This is a genomic window from Citrobacter koseri ATCC BAA-895, from assembly GCF_000018045.1.
In the GTDB taxonomy this organism is placed as follows: Bacteria; Pseudomonadota; Gammaproteobacteria; order Enterobacterales; family Enterobacteriaceae; genus Citrobacter_B; species Citrobacter_B koseri.
This window is the reverse complement of sequence record NC_009792.1, coordinates 2,557,727-2,579,584: the sequence shown is the minus strand read 5'-3', so window position 1 is coordinate 2,579,584 and position 21,858 is coordinate 2,557,727. Positions and strand designations below refer to the sequence as shown.

At 56.8% G+C, this 21,858-nt stretch carries 16 protein-coding genes; 10 read left to right on the top strand and 6 right to left on the bottom strand.

Annotated features, from left to right (window positions below; genetic code table 11):
- Positions 1 to 59: 59 nt before the first annotated feature.
- The gene (locus CKO_RS11835) at positions 60 to 737 is read left to right on the top strand and encodes an AroM family protein (RefSeq protein WP_012133600.1); all 678 of its coding nucleotides are present in this window, start codon (positions 60 to 62) and stop codon (positions 735 to 737) included.
- 70 nt (positions 738 to 807) lie between these two features.
- The gene (gene ppnP, locus CKO_RS11830) at positions 808 to 1,092 is read left to right on the top strand and encodes a pyrimidine/purine nucleoside phosphorylase (protein ID WP_024130605.1); all 285 of its coding nucleotides are present in this window, start codon (positions 808 to 810) and stop codon (positions 1,090 to 1,092) included.
- A 37-nt stretch (positions 1,093 to 1,129) separates the two neighbouring features.
- On the opposite strand, the gene rdgC is transcribed toward ppnP, so the two are convergent.
- The gene (gene rdgC, locus CKO_RS11825) at positions 1,130 to 2,041 is read right to left on the bottom strand and encodes a recombination-associated protein RdgC (protein WP_024130604.1); all 912 of its coding nucleotides are present in this window, start codon (positions 2,039 to 2,041) and stop codon (positions 1,130 to 1,132) included.
- A 125-nt stretch (positions 2,042 to 2,166) separates the two neighbouring features.
- Between rdgC and mak the strand changes: the two genes are divergently transcribed.
- Positions 2,167 to 3,075: a fructokinase gene (gene mak, locus CKO_RS11820; RefSeq protein WP_012133596.1), complete on the top strand. Its 909-nt coding sequence runs from the start codon at positions 2,167 to 2,169 to the stop codon at positions 3,073 to 3,075.
- Between the two features lie 278 nt (positions 3,076 to 3,353).
- On the opposite strand, the gene sbcC is transcribed toward mak, so the two are convergent.
- On the bottom strand, positions 3,354 to 6,497 hold the full coding sequence (sbcC, locus tag CKO_RS11815) for an exonuclease subunit SbcC (protein ID WP_012133593.1): 3,144 nt from the start codon (positions 6,495 to 6,497) through the stop codon (positions 3,354 to 3,356).
- Entirely contained in the window at positions 6,494 to 7,702 is a 1,209-nt protein-coding gene (sbcD, locus tag CKO_RS11810) for an exonuclease subunit SbcD (RefSeq protein ID WP_024130603.1), read from the bottom strand. Before sbcD ends, sbcC begins: the two co-directional genes overlap by 4 nt.
- Before the next feature lie 187 nt (positions 7,703 to 7,889).
- On the opposite strand from sbcD, the gene phoB reads away from it, so the two are divergent.
- The 5 genes from phoB (at position 7,890) to malZ (ending at position 15,128) form a co-directional block, all read left to right on the top strand.
- Entirely contained in the window at positions 7,890 to 8,579 is a 690-nt protein-coding gene (gene phoB / locus CKO_RS11800; RefSeq protein WP_012133591.1) for a phosphate response regulator transcription factor PhoB, read from the top strand.
- 67 nt (positions 8,580 to 8,646) lie between these two features.
- The gene (phoR, locus tag CKO_RS11795; RefSeq protein WP_012133590.1) at positions 8,647 to 9,942 is read left to right on the top strand and encodes a phosphate regulon sensor histidine kinase PhoR; all 1,296 of its coding nucleotides are present in this window, start codon (positions 8,647 to 8,649) and stop codon (positions 9,940 to 9,942) included.
- Positions 9,943 to 10,350: 408 nt separating this feature from the next.
- Positions 10,351 to 11,670, top strand: a complete 1,320-nt coding sequence (gene brnQ / locus CKO_RS11790) for a branched-chain amino acid transporter carrier protein BrnQ (protein ID WP_012133587.1) — start codon at positions 10,351 to 10,353, stop codon at positions 11,668 to 11,670.
- A 76-nt stretch (positions 11,671 to 11,746) separates the two neighbouring features.
- Positions 11,747 to 13,120, top strand: coding sequence for a proline-specific permease ProY (gene proY / locus CKO_RS11785; RefSeq protein ID WP_024130602.1), 1,374 nt, complete (start codon positions 11,747 to 11,749; stop codon positions 13,118 to 13,120).
- A gap of 190 nt (positions 13,121 to 13,310) precedes the next feature.
- Positions 13,311 to 15,128, top strand: coding sequence for a maltodextrin glucosidase (malZ, locus tag CKO_RS11780; RefSeq protein WP_048902404.1), 1,818 nt, complete (start codon positions 13,311 to 13,313; stop codon positions 15,126 to 15,128).
- On the opposite strand, the gene CKO_RS11775 is transcribed toward malZ, so the two are convergent.
- Positions 15,122 to 16,024, bottom strand: a complete 903-nt coding sequence (locus CKO_RS11775; protein WP_024130600.1) for a LysR family transcriptional regulator — start codon at positions 16,022 to 16,024, stop codon at positions 15,122 to 15,124. The genes malZ and CKO_RS11775 overlap by 7 nt on opposite strands.
- 304 nt (positions 16,025 to 16,328) lie before the next feature.
- On the opposite strand from CKO_RS11775, the gene CKO_RS11770 reads away from it, so the two are divergent.
- Together CKO_RS11770 and CKO_RS11765 are read left to right on the top strand one after the other, a co-directional pair.
- Positions 16,329 to 18,959, top strand: coding sequence for a DUF2339 domain-containing protein (locus CKO_RS11770; protein WP_012133579.1), 2,631 nt, complete (start codon positions 16,329 to 16,331; stop codon positions 18,957 to 18,959).
- Positions 18,956 to 20,350: a DUF3999 domain-containing protein gene (locus tag CKO_RS11765; RefSeq protein WP_012133578.1), complete on the top strand. Its 1,395-nt coding sequence runs from the start codon at positions 18,956 to 18,958 to the stop codon at positions 20,348 to 20,350. The genes CKO_RS11770 and CKO_RS11765 overlap by 4 nt, the downstream gene beginning before the upstream one ends.
- Before the next feature lie 151 nt (positions 20,351 to 20,501).
- On the opposite strand, the gene CKO_RS11760 is transcribed toward CKO_RS11765, so the two are convergent.
- Positions 20,502 to 21,104, bottom strand: a complete 603-nt coding sequence (locus tag CKO_RS11760) for a peroxiredoxin (RefSeq protein WP_012133577.1) — start codon at positions 21,102 to 21,104, stop codon at positions 20,502 to 20,504.
- A gap of 149 nt (positions 21,105 to 21,253) precedes the next feature.
- Positions 21,254 to 21,835, bottom strand: a complete 582-nt coding sequence (acpH, locus tag CKO_RS11755; RefSeq protein ID WP_024130599.1) for an ACP phosphodiesterase — start codon at positions 21,833 to 21,835, stop codon at positions 21,254 to 21,256.
- Positions 21,836 to 21,858 lie beyond the last annotated feature (23 nt).

Here is a 21,858-nt window from a genome sequence, read left to right as displayed (position 1 = left end):
AAGTGTTCAGGCATTTACCCGGGAATTAACGACGAAGTAAAAAGAAGGTGGAACAGAAAATGAGTGCGTCGTTGGCTATCCTCACGATCGGCGTTGTGCCAATGAGCGAAGTGCTGCCGCTTCTGACGGAGTATATCGATGAGCAACATATTACCCATCATAGTCTGTTGGGTGAGATCAGCCGTGAAGAGGTGTTGGCGGAGTACGCCGTCGAGGCCGGAGACGATCCGCTATTAACGTTGCTCAGTGATAACCAAATCGTCCATGTTTCGCGCCAGAAAGTGGAGCGCGACCTGCAAAGTATTATCGAAGTGCTGGATAACCAGGGCTACGATGTCATTTTATTGATGAATACCGCCGCGATTAACAGTATGACCGCGCGTAACACGATCCTGCTGGAGCCGTTGCGTATTATCCCGCCGTTAGTGGCGTCGATTGTTGATGGCCACCAGGTGGGCGTGATTGTGCCGGTTGAAGAGTTACTGGATGTGCAGGCGAGAAAATGGCAGGTCTTACAACGTCCTCCGGTCTTTTCTTTGGCGAATCCCGTGCAGGGATCGGAACAACAACTGATTGATGCCGGTAAAGATTTGCTGGAACAGGGCGCGGATGTGATCATGCTGGATTCCATTGGATTTAATCAGCGTCATCGTGATTTATTGCAAAGAGCGCTGGATGTTCCGGTCTTGCTCTCTAATGTATTGATTGCACGGCTGGCTTCGGAATTACTCGGTTAATTTTGCGTGACAGGCAGAAGGTCGCGACCCTATATTGGTGCTTAACGTAACCATGAGAAAGGGCCAGTTTATGCTACAAAGTAACGAATACTTTTCCGGCAAAGTGAAATCGATCGGCTTTACCAGCAGCAGTACTGGTCGCGCCAGTGTCGGCGTGATGGCGGAAGGCGAATATGCCTTTAGCACTGCCGCGCCGGAGGAGATGACGGTGGTCAGTGGCGCGTTGAACGTACTGCTTCCGGGGGAAACCGAGTGGAAAGTCTACGCAGCGGGCGAGGTGTTTAACGTCCCTGGCCAAAGTGAGTTCCATTTGCAGGTGGCTGAACCGACGTCCTATCTTTGCCGCTATTTATAATGGCGCTTCCCTCTCCCGGCGGAGAGGGAATATTCACTTAGCGTTGCGCTTCGCCGCCCAGACCTTCAACCAGGCTTTGAATTAACGCCGCCAACTCACCCGTCATCAGAATGAAATCGGCATCAAAACGCTGAGCGTAGTCTTCGCGATCGATATCTTCGTTTTGATCGCGCAGTTCATCGCTGAACTTCAGGCGTTTGATCGAACCGTCATCGCAGATCAAGAACTGAATGCGCTGCTGCCAGTCGAGCGCCAGTTTCGTGACCACTTTACCCGCTTCAATGTGCACGGCGATCTCGTCGCTGACCAGATCCTGTTTCTTCGCGCGGATCACGCCGCCGTCTTCCAGCATTGCTTTCAGCTCTGCTTCGTCCAGCAACTGGAATCCCTGCGCCACCGTACCGGAACGCACCCATTCGGTGAGCGTCAGCTCGATAGGATTTTCCAGCGCCAGCGGAACCACCGGCAGCGAGCCGAGGCTTTTACGCAGCAGCGCCAGCGTATCTTCCGCTTTTTTAGCGCTTGCGCAATCGACCATGATCAGACCATTAACGGTGTCGATCCACATCATTGTCTGACTAAAACGGCTAAAGGCGCGCGGCAGCAGTGAGTGCAGCACTTCATCTTTCAGTGAGTCTTTTTCCGTTTTTTTTAGCTTGCGCCCCTGGTCAGCTTCCAGTTTGGCGATTTTCGCTTCCAGCGCTTGCTTGATCACCGGCGACGGCAGAATCTTCTCTTCTTTGCGCGCGCAGATAATAATTTGGCCATTGGCGGTATGCGTTAACGCATCGCTGTGCGAGCCCATTGGCGGAACCCAGCCCATTTTTGCCATATCCTGGCTGCCGCAAGGGGTAAACGTCATCGAGGCTAGCTGTTTTTCCATCTCCTCGGCGCGCAACGAAATATCGCGGCTAAGACGGTAAACCATTAAATTTTTGAACCACAGCATGATAATTTCCACGGCCTTGTCGTTAAATCCAGCGGGTATAATAACGAATTGTCGGCGGGCTTGCATTGCCAACCAGAACACCCGCCTCTACTCTGTTGATATTCCCTAAAAATGAGGAGCGATGTGTGCGTATAGGTATCGATTTAGGCGGCACGAAAACGGAAGTGATTGCGCTCGGCGATGCGGGGGAACAGCTGTTTCGCCATCGTCTGCCTACGCCGCGGGATGATTATCGACAAACGATAGAGACCATCGCTTCGCTGGTCGGGATGGCGGAAAAGGCGACGGGCCAGACGGGTACGGTAGGGATGGGTATTCCCGGTTCGATCTCGCCCTATACCGGCGTGGTAAAGAACGCCAACTCAACCTGGCTTAACGGTCAGCCGTTCGATAAAGATTTGAGTGCGCGTTTGCAGCGGGAAGTGCGCCTGGCGAACGACGCCAACTGTCTGGCGGTGTCCGAAGCGGTGGATGGCGCGGCGGCCGGAGCGCAGACCGTTTTTGCGGTGATCATCGGCACCGGGTGCGGGGCTGGCGTGGCGCTGAACGGTCGGGCGCATACCGGCGGCAACGGTACGGCAGGCGAGTGGGGACACAATCCCTTGCCGTGGATGGATGAAGATGAACTGCGCTACCGTGAAGAAGTGCCCTGCTACTGTGGCAAACAAGGCTGCATTGAAACCTTTATCTCAGGAACCGGGTTTGCCACGGATTACCATCGTCTGAGTGGTCATCCGCTGAAAGGGAATGACATTATCCGTCTGGTTAACGAGCAGGACGCGCTGGCGGAACGGGCGCTTAGCCGTTATGAACTGCGCCTGGCGAAATCGTTAGCCCATGTGGTCAACATCCTCGACCCGGACGTTATCGTGTTAGGCGGCGGGATGAGCAATGTCGATCGGTTGTACAACACCGTGCCATCGTTGATTAAACCGTTTGTTTTTGGCGGCGAATGCGAAACGCCGGTTCGTAAGGCGTTACATGGCGATTCCAGCGGCGTTCGCGGCGCGGCATGGTTGTGGCCGCAGGAGTAAATCGTTTTTTGCCGGATAAGGCGTAATGCCCGGTGGCGCTACGCTTACCGGGCCTACAAAATGCTCCCTGTAGGCCGGATAAGGCGGTTACGCCGTCATCCGGCATAGTGCCCGGTGGCGCTACGCTTACCGGGCCTACAACGTGCTCCCTGTAGGCCGGACAAGGCGGTGACGCCGCCATCCGGCGTAATGCCCGGTGGCGCTATGCTTACCGGGCCTACAACGTGCTCCCTGTAGGCCGGATAAGGCGTTTACGCCGCCATCCGGCAAAACAACCGTCATTCCACAGCAAACATCTTATCCAGTTTGCTGTAACCCAGCCCGTTGATTTTCTTCACCTTAATTTGCACAGGAATGCGTTCTTTCATCGCTTCCACATGGCTTATTACGCCAATCGTCTTACCGGTGGCATTCAGCGCGTCCAGGGCATCCAGCGCGGTATCCAGCGTCTCGCTGTCCAGCGTGCCGAACCCTTCATCAAGGAACAGGGAGTCGATGCGCGTTTTGTGGCTGACCAGGTCGGACAACGCCAGCGCCAGCGCCAGACTGACCAGGAAACTTTCGCCGCCCGACAGCGTGCGGGTATCGCGAACGGCATCCGCTTGCCAGGTATCGACCACCTCCAGTTCCAGCGCTTCGCTGGCCTTGCGCTGGAGCAGGTAACGACCATGCAGGCGAGTCAGCTGATTGTTCGCCAGCCAGACCAGGTTATCCAGCGTCAGTCCCTGAGCAAATTTGCGGAATTTATCGCCCTCTTTAGAGCCGATTAACGCGTTCAGATAACCCCAGTCCTCCACCTGCTGCGAGGCGTTTTCAATCTCCAGCATCAGAGACTGCTGCTGTTGGCGGTTATTCGCATCCTGTTTGAGCTGCTGGCGGATCTCCCCCTGACGCGTCGTATTGTCCCGCAGTTGTCCGGTTAATTGCGCCACGGCCTGCTGAATGTGTTCAGGTGTGAGCGTGAGATCCAGCCCCTCGGGCGGATGTTGTTGATGTTCTGCCAGCGCCTGGTTCGCCTGAGCGGCTAAGGCCTGCGCCTGCTGTAACTGGTTTTCCAGCGCCTGGCGATGTTGTTCGAGGCGGGCGATGGTCTCATCGTCCAGCAGCGCGGCAAGGAAGGCGGCACGATCGTCAAATACGCTAGCCTTGAGCGCGGCGTCAAAGTGCGCCTGCGCCTGTGCTACCCGCTGCATTTCCTGCGCTTCCTGCTGCTGCAAGGTCTGCCACTGGCTCTGTAGCGAAACGCAATCATCATGTACCTGCCGCCAGTTATCCAGCGCCACGCGCTCGTCGCTCTCCGGGAGAATATCTGTTTCCGGTAGTGTCTCCAGCAGGGGAGTCAACTGCGCGATGCGCGTTTGTAGCTCACCCAGTTCCGTCTGGCGCTGTTGCCATGTTTGCGCGTCATCCGCGCGGGCGTTTAACCACGACGCTTCTTCTCCGTCGGCGGGCAGGGATAACCCGTAGCGGCGCAGTTCAGACAGCAACGTGGTTTGACGCTGGTCGATTTGCTGCTGAAACTGCGTAACCTGCCCGGTATGGGCGGCGATCTGCGCCTGCAACATATGGCGCTGGCTGAGCTGATACAGCTGTTGTTCATAGTCCTGCCGGGCGGTCAGCCACGGTGAAATATCGTCCTGAGGGTGCAGCGTAACGTTCAGCGCGTCACACAGCGTCTGCCATTCTTGAGTGAGCGCTTGCTCCTCTTTTACCAGTGCCTGCACTTCGCTTTCGTCGCGGTGTAGCTGCTGCGTTAATGTTTCCAGTTGCCCGCGTAAGGCGGCGCCTTCTTCAGCCAGCGTCTTGACCTCTTTTTCCAGTGCATCGCGCCGCGCCTGATTCACGCCGGGTTCGAGTGCCTGATAGGATGCAATCGCCGGATGCGAGGTCGAGCCGCAGAGCGGGCATGGCTGACCGGATTGCAGCAGCGCTCGCTGGCTTTCCAGATCTTTGATGCGCGCCTCCTGCTCGCAAATCGTTTTTACATCCATGAACTGCTGATTTTTTTCTTTATATTTCTGCCGCTTACCCTCCAGCGCCGCACTGCGTCGGGCCAACTCCTGCTGACTATTCTGGATCGCGGTTTGCAGTTGTTCCCGTCGTTTTTGCTTAGGCGCTATCTGCCCATGCAGGCTGGCGAGCCGCTGACGCAGCGGCTGCTGCTGCGTATGCTGCGCCAGCGCTGCCGTGGCCTCTTCTGGCGTAAGCGTCAGAGGATTCGGTGGAAGCGCGTCACGCTTGCGGATATCGCTTGCACACTGCTGCTGCCATTTAAGCAACTGCACTTTATCGCTGGACTGTTGAGCAAACAGCGCACGCCAGCCTGCCAGTTCACTGCTCCACAAGCGGAAGCGTTCATGCTCGGTGAGCCACCCGGTCAGCGTCTGCATGGTGGCGCGCAGTTCGGCGGATTGTTGTTGAGCGCTGTGTCGAATGCGGCTGCGCAGGTGTAATACGCTTTGTAAGCGAGCATTCACTTCCTGAATTTGCTGACGTGTGCGCCCGGCGGCAGCGGTTTGTTCCTCAATGCGTTCCCAGTGTGGGCGTAACTGCCGGGCAGGATGCGCCAGGTTCAGCGCGGCCAGCTGCGGCTGCGCGTTTTCCTGTTCTTCCTGGGAGACCCGCAGCGCCTGCTGGCGGCGATTCATTTCAGCCTGCAACTCATTCTGACGGGTCAGCCAGTGCAGATGTTGCTGGTGAAGCTGCTGGCGGGCGAGCAGCTGTTTTTCTTCGTCAGTGAGCGCCTGCAAACTTTCATTGAGGGAATGCTGCTGCTCCGGCGCTAACAGCGAGACGCCGCTGGCCTGCGCCTGAAGCTTTTCCAGGTCGGTGCGGGCGGTCTTGTGCTTTTCAAACACCAGCGCGGAGATCTGCCCGTAGATTTCGGTTCCGGTCAGCTCTTCCAGAAGCTCAGCGCGCTCTTTTGGCTTCGCATTGAGAAACGCAGCGAACTGCCCCTGCGACAGCAGCATGGAGCGGGTAAAGCGTCCGTAATCCAGCCCGGTAAGCGATGCCGTCATCTCCAGCTTATCTTTGACCTTATCGGCGAGGATTTTTCCGTCGGCGCAGCGCGCCAGCTCCACGCGCGGCACTTGCAGGTTTCCGTCCGGCTGATTGCGGGCGCGGTTCTGGCTCCAGAAAGCGCGGTAAGACTCGCCTTTAACCTCGAACTCCACTTCGGCAAGGCATTCGGCCGTATCGCGGGTCATCAGATCGTTTTGCGATTGCGAAACGGTGCTCAGGCGCGGCGTCTCGTGATAGAGCGCAAGACAGATGGCGTCGAGCAGCGTGGTTTTCCCCGCGCCGGTCGGCCCGGTGATGGCAAACAGCCCGTTGCTGGCAAAAGGTTCTGCCGTGAAATCGACTTTCCATTCTCCCTTCAGGGAGTTGAGGTTTTTCAGGCGCAGGCTGAGAATCTTCATGCGTCATGCTCCCCGGACAGCGAATGTAGGGTGGTGGTAAAAAGCTGCGTCAGACGTTCACGCTGGGGTTCATCCAGCTCTTCCAGCGCCAGACGGCGGGTAAAAACGTCTTCCACGCGCAGTTCGCTCAGGGTTTCACGTCGTTCGTTAGCCATAATGCGTTCGCGATTTTCCCGACTGCGGCGCACCAGTAAAACCTCAACGGGCAGCGACTCCGTTAATGCCTGAATTTTGCGCTGCATATCGTGAAGGTATTCGTCAGTGGTGATTTCAATATCCAGCCAGACGGGAGGCTCCTGGTGAGCATCGCGCCATTGCTCAAGTTGTTCGGTGATGGAGGCCAGATCGCCTTTCAGCACCGCTAGCGGTTGAGTGACGGGAACGGTGAGGTTCTCTACTTGATGTAATTTGCCGTTTGCAAAACTGACCAGATGGACGCATTTGCTTTTGCCGCACTCATCAAAACTCAGCGCGATCGGAGAGCCGCAGTAGCGGATGTGTTCCGTGCCGCCAATGATCTGCGCCCGGTGAATGTGTCCCAGCGCGATATAATCGGCAGGAGGGAAGTTTTGCGCCGGGAAGGCGTCCAGCGTGCCAATATAGATGTCACGTACCGCGTCACTTTTACTGGCGCCGACGGTGGTCAGGTGCCCGGTGGCGATAACCGGCAGAGTTTGATCGCCGTCGCCGCGCAGCTTACAGGCTTCCTGATACTGTTGTTGGTAATAATCCGTGATCGCCCCGAGCAGATGCTGCTGTTTTTCATTGCCTGAAAGCCCCGCCTGGCTGGTGATGATGTCGCGCGGGCGTAAAAACGGAATCGGGCAAAGCACGGCGCCCGGCGTGCCGTCGCAACGGTAAAGGTACTGCGGCGCGTGGCCTGCGCTGGCGACCACGGTGGTGTTGAGAAACGCCAGAATATCGCGGGATTCGTTGAGCGTGGCGACGGAGTCATGGTTTCCGGCCAGCACCACCAGATGACAGCCGGTTTGCTGTAAATTGACAACAAACCGGTTATACAACTCGCGGGCATAGCTTGGCGGCGATCCTGTATCAAAAATGTCACCCGCGACAATAATCGCATCCACCTGGTGAGATTGCGCGGTTTCCAGCAGCCAGTCGAGAAACGCCAGGTGCTCGGCGGCGCGGCTTTTGCTGTAGAAGTTTTGTCCCAGATGCCAGTCAGAGGTGTGAAGGATGCGCATAACGGTTCCATGACGAAAAAGCGTGGGCAGGATTATAACCCGTCGGGAACGGTAATATCTTGTTTCGTGACTGTCATAAATCAATAACCTGAGCCGAATGTCGACTATCTTTTTCATAAATCTGTCATAAATCTGACGCATAATGGCGCCGCATTGATGACAACGACTTATTTAAACAGGGCAAATCATGGCGAGACGTATTCTGGTCGTAGAAGATGAAGCTCCAATTCGTGAAATGGTCTGCTTCGTGCTCGAGCAAAATGGCTTTCAGCCAGTAGAAGCCGAAGATTATGACAGTGCTGTGAACCAACTGAATGAACCCTGGCCGGATTTAATCCTCCTTGACTGGATGTTGCCCGGCGGGTCGGGCCTTCAGTTTATTAAACACCTCAAGCGTGAAGCGATGACCCGGGATATCCCTGTGGTTATGCTGACGGCAAGAGGGGAAGAGGAAGACCGCGTGCGCGGGCTGGAAACCGGGGCGGATGACTATGTCACCAAGCCGTTTTCCCCTAAAGAGCTGGTGGCGCGTATCAAAGCTGTGATGCGCCGCATTTCGCCGATGGCGGTAGAAGAGGTGATTGAGATGCAGGGGCTTAGCCTCGATCCAACCTCACATCGCGTGATGACCGGGGAAAATCCGCTCGATATGGGGCCGACCGAATTTAAATTGTTACACTTCTTTATGACGCACCCTGAGCGCGTCTACAGTCGCGAGCAGCTCCTCAACCATGTCTGGGGAACGAATGTGTATGTTGAAGACCGTACGGTCGATGTACATATTCGTCGTTTGCGTAAAGCGCTGGAGCACAGCGGTCACGATCGTATGGTGCAAACGGTACGCGGAACCGGGTATCGCTTTTCGACCCGTTTTTAATACCTTGCCGCCAGACCGGCATCTCGGTGTGGCGGGCGGGTTTACTATTCTGAAGGGAGTGTGACGCGTGCTGGAACGGCTGTCATGGAAAAGGCTGGTGCTGGAGCTGATCCTCTGCTGCATCCCCGCTTTTATCCTCAGTGCTTTTTTTGGTTATCTGCCCTGGTTTTTACTGGCGTCGGTAACGGGATTGCTGATCTGGCATTTCTGGAATTTATTGCGCCTCTCCTGGTGGCTGTGGGTCGATATGAGTATGACGCCGCCGCCGGGACGCGGGAGCTGGGAGCCGCTGCTGTACGGTCTGCACCAGATGCAGTTGCGTAATAAAAAGCGGCGTCGCGAACTGGGAAACCTGATTAAACGCTTTCGCAGCGGGGCGGAATCCCTCCCCGACGCGGTGGTGCTGACAACCGAAGACGGCGGGATTTTCTGGTGTAACGGACTGGCGCAACAGGTGCTTGGGCTGCGCTGGCCGGACGACAACGGGCAAAACATTCTGAACCTGCTGCGCTACCCGGAATTTACGCAGTATCTCAAAACACGCGATTTTATCCGGCCGCTCAATCTGGTGCTCAACACCGGGCGGCATCTGGAGATCCGCGTGATGCCCTATACCGATCAGCAACTGTTGATGGTCGCGCGCGACGTGACGCAGATGCACCAGCTTGAAGGCGCGCGGCGCAATTTCTTCGCGAACGTCAGCCATGAACTACGCACGCCGCTCACCGTCTTGCAGGGCTATCTGGAGATGATGCAGGAGCAGCCTCTGGAAGGCGCGACGCGGGAGAAGGCGCTGCATACGATGCGTGAGCAAACGCACCGGATGGAAGGGCTGGTGAAACAACTGCTGACGCTGTCGAAAATTGAGGCGGCGCCCGCGCTGCTGTTGAACGAAAGGGTGGATGTGCCGATGATGCTGCGCGTTGTCGAGCGTGAGGCGCAGGCGCTCAGCCAGCAGAAACACACCTTTACGTTTGAAGTGGATGCCCGGCTGAGCGTATTGGGTAACGAAGAACAGTTGCGCAGTGCGATTTCGAACCTGGTCTATAACGCGGTGAATCACACGCCTGCGGGAACGCATATTACCGTGCGCTGGCAGCATGTGACCCACGGTGCGGAGTTCAGCGTGGAAGATAACGGGCCGGGGATTGCGCCTGAGCATATTCCGCGTCTGACGGAGCGTTTCTACCGTGTGGACAAAGCGCGGTCGCGGCAAACCGGGGGAAGCGGATTAGGTCTGGCGATTGTGAAACATGCGCTGAATCATCACGAGAGTCGATTGATTATCGACAGTTCGCCGGGTAAAGGGACGCGCTTCAGCTTTGTGCTGCCGGAACGATTAATTGCCAAAAATTGCGCTTAATTGTGGTTCGTAAGGTTAGCTTTCCATAAGCCAGCGGATGCTGGCTTATTTTCTTTGCAGTAAAGAAGACTCTGCTGAATTTTTCAACGTCTGATGCTTTTTTGTTCGCATGATTAGCCATGACTTTTTCTTATGGATAGCGTTTTGTACTGGTTGCTAATTTCATATCGCTATATTCTTCTGGTTTTTGGATCTCACCTTGCTTTAAAACGTTATAAGCGTTTAAATTGCGCTCCAGATGCTGTCATACCGACTGCATTTACGCGGTAAATCGAAAAACTATTCTTCGCCGCGCCAGCCCAGGAGCATATCCCGCTGGAATTGCTTAAAAATGCCGCTGTATCGTCCCGCAGGGAAGGGCAGAAAATTTAACGTTTTCAACACCACATCCACAGGCAGTAAAACTTTATGACCCATCAGTTAAAATCGCGCGATATTATCGCTCTGGGCTTTATGACATTTGCGCTGTTCGTTGGCGCAGGCAATATTATCTTTCCGCCGATGGTCGGTTTGCAGGCAGGCGAACACGTCTGGACTGCGGCGTTCGGCTTTCTGATTACTGCCGTTGGTCTTCCGGTACTTACCGTTGTGGCGCTGGCGAAAGTCGGCGGCGGCGTTGATAGCCTGAGCACCCCGATTGGTAAAGTGGCTGGCGTTCTGTTGGCGACCGTCTGTTATCTGGCGGTGGGGCCGTTATTCGCAACGCCTCGTACGGCGACCGTCTCCTTTGAAGTCGGGATTGCGCCGCTGACCGGCGATTCCGCACTGCCGCTGTTTATCTACAGCCTGGTGTATTTCGCCATTGTGATTCTGGTATCGCTCTATCCGGGCAAACTGCTGGACACGGTGGGTAATTTCCTGGCGCCGCTGAAAATCATCGCGCTGATTATTCTCTCCGTTGCGGCAATCATCTGGCCTGCCGGCCCGATTAGCGACGCGATGGACGCCTACCAGAACGCGGCGTTCTCTAATGGCTTTGTGAATGGCTATCTGACGATGGATACGCTGGGCGCAATGGTGTTTGGTATCGTTATCGTCAATGCGGCGCGCTCGCGCGGCGTTAAAGAAGCGCGTCTGCTGACCCGTTATACCGTCTGGGCGGGCCTGATGGCGGGTGTGGGTTTGACGCTGCTGTATCTTGCGCTGTTCCGTCTGGGATCGGATAGCGCGACGCTGGTCGATCAGTCTGCTAACGGCGCGGCAATTCTGCACGCTTACGTTCAGCATACCTTCGGCGGCGCGGGTAGCCTGCTGCTGGCGGCGCTGATTTTCATCGCCTGTCTGGTGACGGCGGTTGGCCTGACCTGTGCGTGTGCGGAGTTCTTTGCGCAGTACGTCCCACTCTCTTATCGCACACTGGTGTTTATTCTGGGCGGCTTCTCAATGGTGGTATCGAATCTGGGTCTGAGCCATCTGATTCAGATTTCTATTCCGGTGCTGACAGCCATCTATCCGCCGTGTATCGCACTGGTTGTATTAAGCTTTACCCGCTCATGGTGGCATAATTCTTCCCGCGTCATTGCTCCGGCGATGTTTATCAGCCTGGTTTTTGGTATCCTTGACGGGATTAAAGCCTCTGCGATTGGTGACATCTTACCGGCCTGGACCCAGCGTTTACCGCTGGCGGAACAGGGGCTGGCGTGGTTGATGCCAACAGTGGTGATGGTTGTTCTGGCAATTATCTGGGATCGCGCCGCAGGTCGACAAGTGACCTCCAGCGCTCACTAAGATCACTGACAGTATGTTTTAACCACGGGGCTACAGGCCCCGTGGTTTTTTTATTATTTTGATGGGTTCGGAATTGATGGAAAGCAATAACAAGCTAAAGCGTGGGCTGAGCACCCGGCACATTCGCTTTATGGCATTGGGATCGGCAATTGGCACCGGATTATTTTATGGCTCGGCAGACGCCATCAAAATGGCCGGGCCAAGCGTGTTGCTGGCCTACATTATCGGCGGGGTCGCGGCGTACATTATTATGCGCGCGCTGGGCGAAATGTCCGTGCATAACCCCGCCGCCAGCTCGTTCTCGCGCTATGCGCAGGAAAACCTCGGCCCGCTCGCCGGTTACATTACCGGCTGGACTTACTGTTTTGAAATTCTGATTGTCGCCATTGCCGACGTGACCGCCTTCGGTATCTATATGGGAGTCTGGTTCCCTACGGTGCCGCACTGGATCTGGGTGCTGAGCGTGGTGCTGCTTATCTGCGCCATCAACCTGATGAGCGTGAAGGTATTTGGCGAGCTGGAATTCTGGTTCTCGTTCTTTAAAGTCGCCACTATCATCATCATGATTGTCGCCGGCTTCGGCATCATTATCTGGGGGATTGGCAACGGCGGGCAGCCGACCGGGGTTCACAACCTGTGGAGCAACGGCGGGTTCTTCAGCAACGGCTGGCTGGGAATGGTGATGTCGCTGCAAATGGTGATGTTTGCTTACGGCGGGATTGAAATTATCGGCATCACCGCCGGAGAAGCGAAAGACCCGGAAAAATCTATTCCGCGCGCCATCAATTCTGTGCCGATGCGTATTCTGGTGTTCTACGTGGGCACGCTGTTCGTCATCATGTCTATCTACCCGTGGAACCAGGTTGGCACCAACGGCAGCCCGTTCGTCCTGACCTTCCAGCATCTTGGCATTACGTTTGCCGCCAGCATCCTGAACTTTGTGGTGCTGACCGCTTCGCTGTCGGCGATTAACTCCGACGTGTTCGGCGTGGGACGTATGCTGCACGGTATGGCGGAGCAGGGCAGTGCGCCGAAAGTGTTCGCTAAAACGTCGCGTCGCGGTATTCCGTGGGTGACGGTTATGGTGATGACCATTGCGCTGCTGTTCGCGGTTTACCTGAACTACATCATGCCGGAAAACGTCTTCCTGGTGATTGCTTCGCTGGCGACCTTCGCCACGGTATGGGTATGGATTATGATCCTGCTGTCGCAGATTGCGTTCCGCCGCCGTCTGCCGCCGGATGAGGTGAAGGCGCTGAAATTTAAAGTGCCGGGCGGCGTGGCGACAACCGTTACGGGCCTGATCTTCCTGGTCTTTATTATCGCGCTTATCGGCTACCATCCAGATACCCGTATTTCGCTGTACGTCGGTTTCGCCTGGATCGCACTGCTGCTGGTCGGCTGGATGTTTAAACGCCGCCGCGACCGCCAACTGGCTGAAGTGGGGTGATTCCCCGCCGGATGGCGCTAACGCTTATCCGGCCTACAGGCAACCGTAGGCCGGGTCAGGCGAAGTCGCCGCCCGGCAGTATCAAACAATATCCTCCCCCGGACTCCTCCCCCAATAAACATTAAGATGATGAGTTATCCTTGATGTCGCTATGGCAAGGTGGCTTCATTTTCATCAAAGGGGATACGTGATGTTGAACGCCTGGCACCTTCCGGTTGCCCCATTTGTTAAGCAAAACAAAGAACAACTGACCATTACGTTATGGCTGAGCGGGGAAAACCCGCCCCAGCGTGTGACGCTACGCGCTGAGAACGATAATGAAGAAATCTCGCTGGCGATGCATCGGCTGCGCAGTCAACCGCAACCGGGCGTCACGGCGTGGCGGGCGGCGATCGATCTCGCCAGCGGACAGCCGCGCCGTCGCTACAGCTTTAAGCTGCTCTGGCACGATCGCCAGCTGTGGTTCACGCCGCAGGGATTTAGCCGTTTCCCGCCCGCGCGGCTGGAGCAGTTTGCCGTCGATGTGCCGGACAATGGCCCGCAATGGGTCGCCGATCAGATTTTCTATCAAATCTTCCCGGATCGCTTTGCCCGCAGCCAGCCGCGCGAAGCGGAACAGGATAATGTCTATTACCATCATGCCGCCGGTCAGGATATCGTCTTGCATGACTGGGACGATCCGGTGACTGCGCAGGCCGGGGGATCGACGTTCTACGGCGGCGATCTGGACGGGATCAGCGAGAAACTGCCGTACCTGAAAAAACTGGGGGTGACGGCGCTGTACCTGAACCCGGTCTTTAGCGCGCCAAGCGTCCATAAATACGATACGGAAGATTATCGTCACGTTGATCCGCAGTTTGGCGGCGATCGGGCGCTGCTGCGCCTGCGGCAGCATACGCAGCAGCAGGGAATGCGCCTGGTGCTGGACGGCGTCTTTAACCATAGCGGCGACTCGCACGCCTGGTTTGACAGGCACAATCGGGGAAGCGGCGGCGCATGCCACAACCCGGATTCACCCTGGCGTGACTGGTACTCTTTCTCCCCGGAGGGCGTGGCGCTGGACTGGCTGGGGTATCCGAGTCTGCCCAAGCTGGATTTCCAGTCGGAAAGCCTGGTCAATGAAATCTACCGCGGTGAAGACAGCATTGTGCGTCACTGGCTGAAAGCGCCGTGGCATATGGACGGCTGGCGGCTTGATGTGGTGCATATGCTGGGCGAGGCCGGGGGCGCGCGCAATAACCTGCAACACGTTGCCGGCATTACGCAGGCGGCAAAAGAGACGCAGCCTGACGCCTATATCGTTGGCGAGCATTTTGGCGATGCGCGGCAATGGCTCCAGGCGGATGCGGAAGACGCCGCTATGAACTATCGCGGCTTCACTTTCCCGCTGTGGGGATTTCTCGCCAATACCGATATCTCTTACGATCCGCAGCACATTGACGCGCAAACCTGCATCGCCTGGATGGATAACTACCGCGCTGGCCTGTCGCATCAGCAGCAGTTACGGATGTTTAACCAACTGGACAGCCACGATACCGCCCGTTTCAAATCGCTGCTGGGCAAAGACGTGGCGCGTTTGCCGCTGGCGGTTGTCTGGCTGTTTACCTGGCCTGGCGTTCCCTGCATCTATTACGGCGATGAAGTGGGGCTGGATGGCAATAACGATCCGTTCTGTCGTAAGCCGTTCCCGTGGCAGGTTGAAAAACAGGATGCCACGCTGTTGGCGCTGTACCAGCGTCTGGGGAAACTTCGCCAGCGCACGCAGGCGCTACGTCACGGCGGTTGCCAGGTGATTTATGCTGAAGAAGATGTGGTGGTTTTTGTGCGAGTCTATCACCAGCAGCGCGTACTGGTGGCGATCAACCGGGGCGAGGCCTGTGAGGTCGTATTGCCTGCCTCACCGTTGCTTAACGTCAGCGAATGGCGAGGCAAAGAGGGGAAAGGCCAACTGGCTGAGGGCGTTCTCAGCCTGCCCGCCATTTCCGCTACGGTCTGGGTGAATCACTGATAGAGCTGCGCGACTTCCGGGCTGGCGAGCAGGGCTTCTCGCCACCAGCGCTGCGCCAGACCGTCGCTGTGGTTGCGCCATGCCATATAGGCGACATCTTTCTGCCGAAAAGAGATGACGGATTTCTCCACCAGCTCGCCGGTGGCAAGCCACGGTCTGACAATATGGCGGGGGAGGAATCCGCACCCTAAACCGGCGCGCAGCAGCGTCACTTTGCTGTCGAAGTCATCCACGCGAATTTGCGGCTGCTCATCCATTAAATTGGATTGCAAGGGATGGCAGAAGCGGGCGCTGTCGCTGATCACCACCGCCCGGTGCAGACAGAGTTGCTCATTGGTCAGACCGTCCGTGGCGGCGGCCAGCGGGTGCGAAGGCGCGACCACAAATACGTTGTCCAGGGTGCCGAGCATTTTATATGACCAGGCGGCGGAGGTCGGAGGCTCGTTAATTGCGCCGAGAATGATGTCCGCGCCGTTGTGCGTCAGCTCTTCCCACGATCCCGCCAGCGTATGGTGTGTAAAATTGAGGCGCGTTTGCTTATTCAGCGCATAAAACGCATCAATAACGGGCAGCAGCGTCTCGAAAGGGAAGGAATCATCCAGCGCTATCGCCAGCTCTTTTTCCCAGCCAGAGCTTAACTGCACGGCTTGTTTCTCCAGGTCTTTTGCGGCGTTGAGCAGCAGACGCCCTTTTTCCAGCATCATTCGTCCGGTATCGGTAAATTTCGCCCGGTGGCCAGAGCGATCGAGAAGCTCAATATCGAGATCGTTTTCCAGTTTCTGAATCATATAGCTAAGCGCCGCGGGGGTTTTAAACAGCGACCCGGCCGCAGCGGCAAACGAGCCGTGTTTGTCGATAGCATCAAGAATGAGCAGAACGTCCAGATTGATTCGCATGATCTGAAAATATCCTGAAAATGAAATAAGTACGTTGTACAGACTGTCGAAAAACAATGCCAGTGAATAATTTAGACCAAAGCATGGCATTTTTTTGAGGGTGTCTGTTATGCAAAATAAGATGAAATAACCACGTCATTAGCATGGTTCATTTCCTCAATAATGCATTAAAAATGGTCGGCTCTATTCGCCCCGAAGCCGCGTTCTGGTTTACGCCGCGATCCGGCATTTTCACCTTCAGGGATGGCAAAAATGTAATAATCTATGTCATTCTGGTCTGTCCTTGTACAGTGAAGGTGGAAACATGGATGAGCTTTTAATCCTTGGCTGCATTGTTTTATTCTTCGCGCTGGTGGTGGTTCCCATTCTCGCGATTGTCGCGCTCAACCGCAGCGCGTCGGTTCGCTTTGAGCTGGCGGTGTTGCGCCGACGGGTTGAGCAACTTGAACAGCAGCGTGCGGGAGAAGCGCCTGCGGTACAGGTGACGGCGGAACCTTCGCTATCTGCGAAAGAGCGTGTCGCGCCATCGCTGCCTGATGCCATCGAAGCGGCCATACCTGAGCCGGAAAATCCCTGGGCTGCGCAGGAAACCCTCGCAAAACCGCTTCCGGCGCCTGCGAAAACGGCGAAACCTTCCGCGTTCGGCGGCGTTTTCACCTCGCTGGCGCGCTGGTTTATGCAGGGGAATCCGCTGGCGAAGCTGGGCATCCTGCTCCTCTTTTTCGGTTTATCCTTTCTGTTGCGTTATACGGTTGAACACGCGCTGTTTCCGCTTGAACTGCGTCTTGTCACTGCGGCGCTGTGTGCTGTAGTGCTACTCGCGACAGGCTGGCGTTTGCGACACAAACAGCCGGTCTATGCGCTGATCCTGCAAGGCGGCGCGACAGGCGCGCTCTATCTGACCGTCTTTGGCGCATTCCGGCTGTGGCAAATGCTGCCGATGACGCTGGCGTTTGCGCTGCTGGTGCTGATTTGCGCCGCAAGCGTAGGGCTGGCTATTTTGCAAAAAGCGCTTAGCCTGGCGATGCTGGCCAGCCTGGGCGGCTATCTTGCGCCGCTGCTGCTGTCGACGGGCAGCGGGAACTATGTGGCGCTGTTCTCGTTCTATCTCCTGCTGTCGGCAGGCATTCTTGCCATAAGCGTCTGGCAGCACTGGCGTGAGCTTAATCTGCTGGGGTTATTATTCACTTTCGGGGTCGGCGGCCTGTGGGGCGTCAGTGACTACCGGCCTGAATACTGGCTCAACTGCCAGCTTTTCCTGATTGCCAATATCATTATTTTCGGCGTGCTGAGCGTGGCGCTGTCGCTGCGGGCGCAGGAAAAAGGCAAACATATTGTTGATGGCGTGCTGTTGTTTGCGCCGCCGCTGGTTGGGTTTGGCATGCAGTATTCCATTACCCAACATATGGATTATGGTCCGGCGCTCAGTGCGCTGGGCTACGGCGCGTTCTATATGGCGCTGGCGTGGCTGGCGCTGCGCCGCTACCCGTCGATGGGAAGGCCGCTGGTGCTGGCGGCGCTCGCGTTGGGCGGCGCGTTTACCACCCTCGCCATCCCGCTGGCGCTTTCGGCACGCTGGACGGCAATGGCCTGGGCGCTGGAGGGGCTTGGCGTATTGTGGCTGGGTATGCAGCAACAGCAGCGGCGGATGAGCTATAGCGGCACTGCGCTCATGCTACTGGCTGTGGGCAGCGCGCTGTGGGCGCTGGCCGATGACGCCGCGCCGCTGACGGTGATGATGATCTTCGCCGTGCTGAGTTTGTGCTGGCTGGGCGGCGCGTGGCTGTGGCGCAGCGAGAAGAAGGAGGTCGGTTGGGCGCTGCTGGCGGGCGGCATCGCCTTCTGGATCGTCGCGCTGACGGGCGCCTCGCAACTGGCGCTGGCGCGTTATGCTGCCGAATGGTCTGGCGTGCTGGCGCTACTCGCCGCGTCCGCCTGGCTCTGGCGTTATCTGAGCGGGCGGCTCGCCTGGCAGGCGTTAGGTTACAGCCCCTGGCTGCTGTGGCCTGCGATGCTGCTGGCATTACTGTACCAGATTGAAGAACGGCAGATTTTCGCCGCAGGCTGGCAAAATCTGGCGTGGTGCGTGGCGCTGCCTTGTGCGGTGCTCATGCTTTATCGTGATGATGCGCATCTGCCGCCGCGCATCTCCCGGACGCTGCATTTATCCTTGTTCTGGATGGTGCTTTTAGCGCTCGGGATGGAGCTGTTCTGGTTTGTGCAGTCGTTGCCGTGGGGAATGGACGCCTGGCGCAGCGGGTTGATGATGGCGGCGGGCGGAATCGTCATACTGCTGGTACACGCCGCGCTGCGCCGCGATTTGTGGCCGTTCAAATGCTGGCCTGCGTTGTACGGCGCGCTGGCGCTGGCGCCCGTGGCAGCGATCCTGCTGTTGCTTCTGGTGCTGGCGAATTTACAGGATGGCGTGGTTTTCCAACAGCGCTATCTGCCAGTGGTGAACCCGCTTGAGGAGGGAGCCGCTTTCGCCTTGCTGGGATTGTTCCTCCTTACGCGTTTCTCTCGTCGTTTTCTGCCGTCGCCGTTAGCGAAATATCGCGCATGGGCGCCTGTGGTGCTGGCGGCGCTCGCATTCTGGTGGTTGAACGGAGGGCTGATGCGGGCGCTGGCGTGGTATGGCGAGGTGGCGTGGAGCATGGAGACATTGTGGCATTCGCGGTTGATCCAGACCTGTTTCGCCCTGTTCTGGATGCTGACGGCATTAGTTATGATGTTGCTCGCGACCCGTCGCCGTTCGCGGCGGGAATGGTTATGCGGCGCGGTGCTTTTGGGGATCGTCATTGTTAAGCTGATGCTGGTGGATAGCGCGCGCGGCGGCGGGCTGGCGCGCGCCATCGCTTTTATCGGCGTGGCGATCCTGGTACTTATCGTCGGGTATTTCTCACCGTTACCGCCCAAAGCAGGAGAAGAAAAATGAAATGGATGAAAGCGGTAGTCTGGAGCGCGTTGCTGAGTGTGGCGTGGCCGGTGTTCAGCCGTGACGAAGCCCCGGAAACGCCGCAGGATTACGCCACCGGCATGATGCTGGAAGCGACGGGTTCATCGCCGTGGTATCGCGTTTCGCTGCCGCTGGCGCTTTACCAACAAAGCGCCTGGCCGGATTTACGCGATGTGCGGGTTTTTAACCGCCAGGGCGATACGGTGCCCTTTGCGCTGACGGCGCAGAAAACGCCGTCTGTCACGCCAGAGACGGTGGCGCTGCGGCTTTTTCCTCTGGATATGTCGCCAGTATCACCGCGGGAAGGGGAGCGCCGTGGAAGCGAATCCTTTGTCTTGCGTTCAAAGACCGGCGTGGAAATTCATCTGGAAAGCGATGACGTTAACGCGGTTGGGCAGAGCTATTTACTGACTCTGCCGGAAGAGATGACGGCGGCCTTTTCGCTGGCGCAACTGCGCCTGAACTGGAACACGCCTGCGGGCAACTGGCAGGGGAAGGCGTCCGTTTATGCCAGCCGTGATTTACGTTACTGGCAACCCGTGCAAGAAGACGCGCCGCTGATGGATCTGACGCGCGATAACGATCGGCTGAAAATGGACACCATCAGCGCCAGCCTGACGCTCTCTGCGGAAGGCCGTCGCTACCTGCTGGTGATTCTCGATTCGCAAAGTCCGCCGCTGACCTTAAACAGCGTAAGCGCCATTGCGGACAGCGGAGAACCGGCGTCGGAGCGTATTGCGCTGGAGGCCCACGCAAAGAAAGTGTCGGAAACAGAAGCCGTATGGCGCTGGAATCAGCCGCAGCCGCTGACGTCGCTCAGAATTGCGTTGGAAAACGAGGGCGTTTTACCGGTTGAGCTGGCATGGCGCGGCGGGGAAAAAGAGGCGTGGCGTCCACTGACGAAAACGATCCTGTACCGCCTCGACGGGAAGCGTTCGGAGGATATTCTTCTTTCAGGTCAACAGGTTGAAGCTATCCGTATGACCACCATCAACGCCCGATTGCCGGAAACGCTGCCTGCGCTGAGCGGCGCGCGGGACAGTTATCAACTGGTGTTCAATACGCAGGGGAAAGGCCCGTATATGCTGGCCTGGGGAAACCGGGCGGCGGAAAAAGCCGATGTTGAGCTGGATATGCTGATCCCGGCGTCGCTGCGCAAAACGCAGGATGTTAACGACCTGCCCTGGGCGATGACGCAGCAGCGCGTAACGCTGGGCGGTGAGGCGCGGCTGACGGCAACGTCGGCTGCGGAACAGCAAAGCCGCTGGAAAACGTTACTGGTGTGGGGGGCGTTGATTGCAGGCGTCGCGGTACTGTTGGTGATGGCGTGGCGAATCTGGCGCGAGGTGAAAAAGGACGGCGCGGCGTAAACGCTACGTGTTTGCAGGCCCGGTAAACGGCGAGCCACCGGGCACTACGCCGGATGGCGGCGGAACGCCTTATCCGGCCTACAAAAATCCATAGGCCTGATAAGCGCAATAAAAAAGCTCGCCATAGCGAGCTTTTTTCAATTCGAGCCGATTACAGGCTGGCGACGTTTTCAGTCAGGTATTTTGCCACGCCGTCTGGAGAGGCGTTCATCCCTTCTTTGCCTTTTTCCCACTGTGCCGGGCACACTTCGCCGTGCTCTTCGTGGAACTGCAACGCGTCAACCATACGCAGCATTTCGTCGATGTTACGGCCCAGCGGCAGGTCGTTAACCACCTGGTGACGAACCACGCCGTTGGCGTCGATCAGGAAAGAACCGCGCAGGGCAACGCCCGCTTCCGGGTGTTCGATACCGTAGGCTTTCTGGATTTCACGCTTCACGTCAGCAACCATTGCGTATTTCACTGCACCGATGCCGCCTTTATCGACAGGGGTGTTACGCCATGCGTTGTGGACGAATTCAGAGTCAAAAGAAACGCCGACAACTTCTACGCCACGCGCCTGGAACTCTTCATAACGTTTGTCGAAAGCAATCAGTTCAGACGGGCAAACGAAGGTGAAATCCATCGGCCAGAAGAACAGAACGGTTGCTTTGCCGTTGGTGTGCTGTTTGAAGTTGAAGTTTTCAACGATCTCACCGCTACCCAGTACGGCGGCTGCTGTGAAGTCCGGGGCCTGACGAGTAACCAGTACCATATAAATACTCCTGCAAAGTTAAGGGGTTTGGAACGCAACGCGGGCAAGTATAGGGAGGGGAAGAGGGCAACTCAACGCGGTGCTGACAATCAATGAGACAGGTTTCACCTATCAATTTTTTGCCTGATGGCGTTACGCTTATCAGGCAGCTAAAGCGACTTCTGACGCGCCTGCGCCATCATGCGCGGGTAGAAGCGCCAGAAGCGTGCTTCTAACGCATCGTAGTGCGCATCCAGATCGTACCAGGAATCGCGCAGGGCATCGAGGCGTGGGCGGCGATTCGCCATCCCGTTGAGGACATTCTGGATAAAATCCATATCGCGATAACGCTCCAGCCACTTTTCCGACCACAGATAATCGTTCAGATTCACAAAACGCGGCGGCGAGTCGGGCAAAATAGTGCTGACCTGCGCATGGGCGTAGCCCACGAATGCCTGCAACGGGAAATCGGGAGATATTGTCGACCAGTGGCGCGACAGGAAGTGGTCCCACATCACATCCAGAGTGATGGGGGCTACACGACGGGTTTCGCTGCGAAACCATTCCCGCGCTTCACGCACTTCCGGCAGATTATCGGTCATGACGTCAATCCGCCGATGCATATAAATCCCTTCCACCACGTCAGGGGGAAAATTAGCCTCCGGGTTTCCCCGAACAAAATCGGCTAGTAAATTGCCGGAAAGCGAGCTGTCGGCGAGATGCGCTAAGTGCAGGTGTGCAAGAAAATTCATATCCACTTCATCCTTCAAACTGC

Bases quoted from the DNA above. Each gene is read 5' to 3' on its own strand.
- CKO_RS11760 (WP_012133577.1), bottom strand. From the start codon at position 21,104: ATGGTACTGGTTACTCGTCAGGCCCCGGACTTCACAGCAGCCGCCGTA.
- proY (WP_024130602.1), top strand. From the start codon at position 11,747: ATGGAAAGCAATAACAAGCTAAAGCGTGGGCTGAGCACCCGGCACATT.
- CKO_RS11770 (WP_012133579.1), top strand. From the start codon at position 16,329: ATGGATGAGCTTTTAATCCTTGGCTGCATTGTTTTATTCTTCGCGCTG.
- CKO_RS11835 (WP_012133600.1), top strand. From the start codon at position 60: ATGAGTGCGTCGTTGGCTATCCTCACGATCGGCGTTGTGCCAATGAGC.
- malZ (WP_048902404.1), top strand. From the start codon at position 13,311: ATGTTGAACGCCTGGCACCTTCCGGTTGCCCCATTTGTTAAGCAAAAC.
- brnQ (WP_012133587.1), top strand. From the start codon at position 10,351: ATGACCCATCAGTTAAAATCGCGCGATATTATCGCTCTGGGCTTTATG.
- ppnP (WP_024130605.1), top strand. From the start codon at position 808: ATGCTACAAAGTAACGAATACTTTTCCGGCAAAGTGAAATCGATCGGC.
- sbcD (WP_024130603.1), bottom strand. From the start codon at position 7,702: ATGCGCATCCTTCACACCTCTGACTGGCATCTGGGACAAAACTTCTAC.
- CKO_RS11775 (WP_024130600.1), bottom strand. From the start codon at position 16,024: ATGCGAATCAATCTGGACGTTCTGCTCATTCTTGATGCTATCGACAAA.
- CKO_RS11765 (WP_012133578.1), top strand. From the start codon at position 18,956: ATGAAATGGATGAAAGCGGTAGTCTGGAGCGCGTTGCTGAGTGTGGCG.
- sbcC (WP_012133593.1), bottom strand. From the start codon at position 6,497: ATGAAGATTCTCAGCCTGCGCCTGAAAAACCTCAACTCCCTGAAGGGA.
- acpH (WP_024130599.1), bottom strand. From the start codon at position 21,835: ATGAATTTTCTTGCACACCTGCACTTAGCGCATCTCGCCGACAGCTCG.
- rdgC (WP_024130604.1), bottom strand. From the start codon at position 2,041: ATGCTGTGGTTCAAAAATTTAATGGTTTACCGTCTTAGCCGCGATATT.
- phoB (WP_012133591.1), top strand. From the start codon at position 7,890: ATGGCGAGACGTATTCTGGTCGTAGAAGATGAAGCTCCAATTCGTGAA.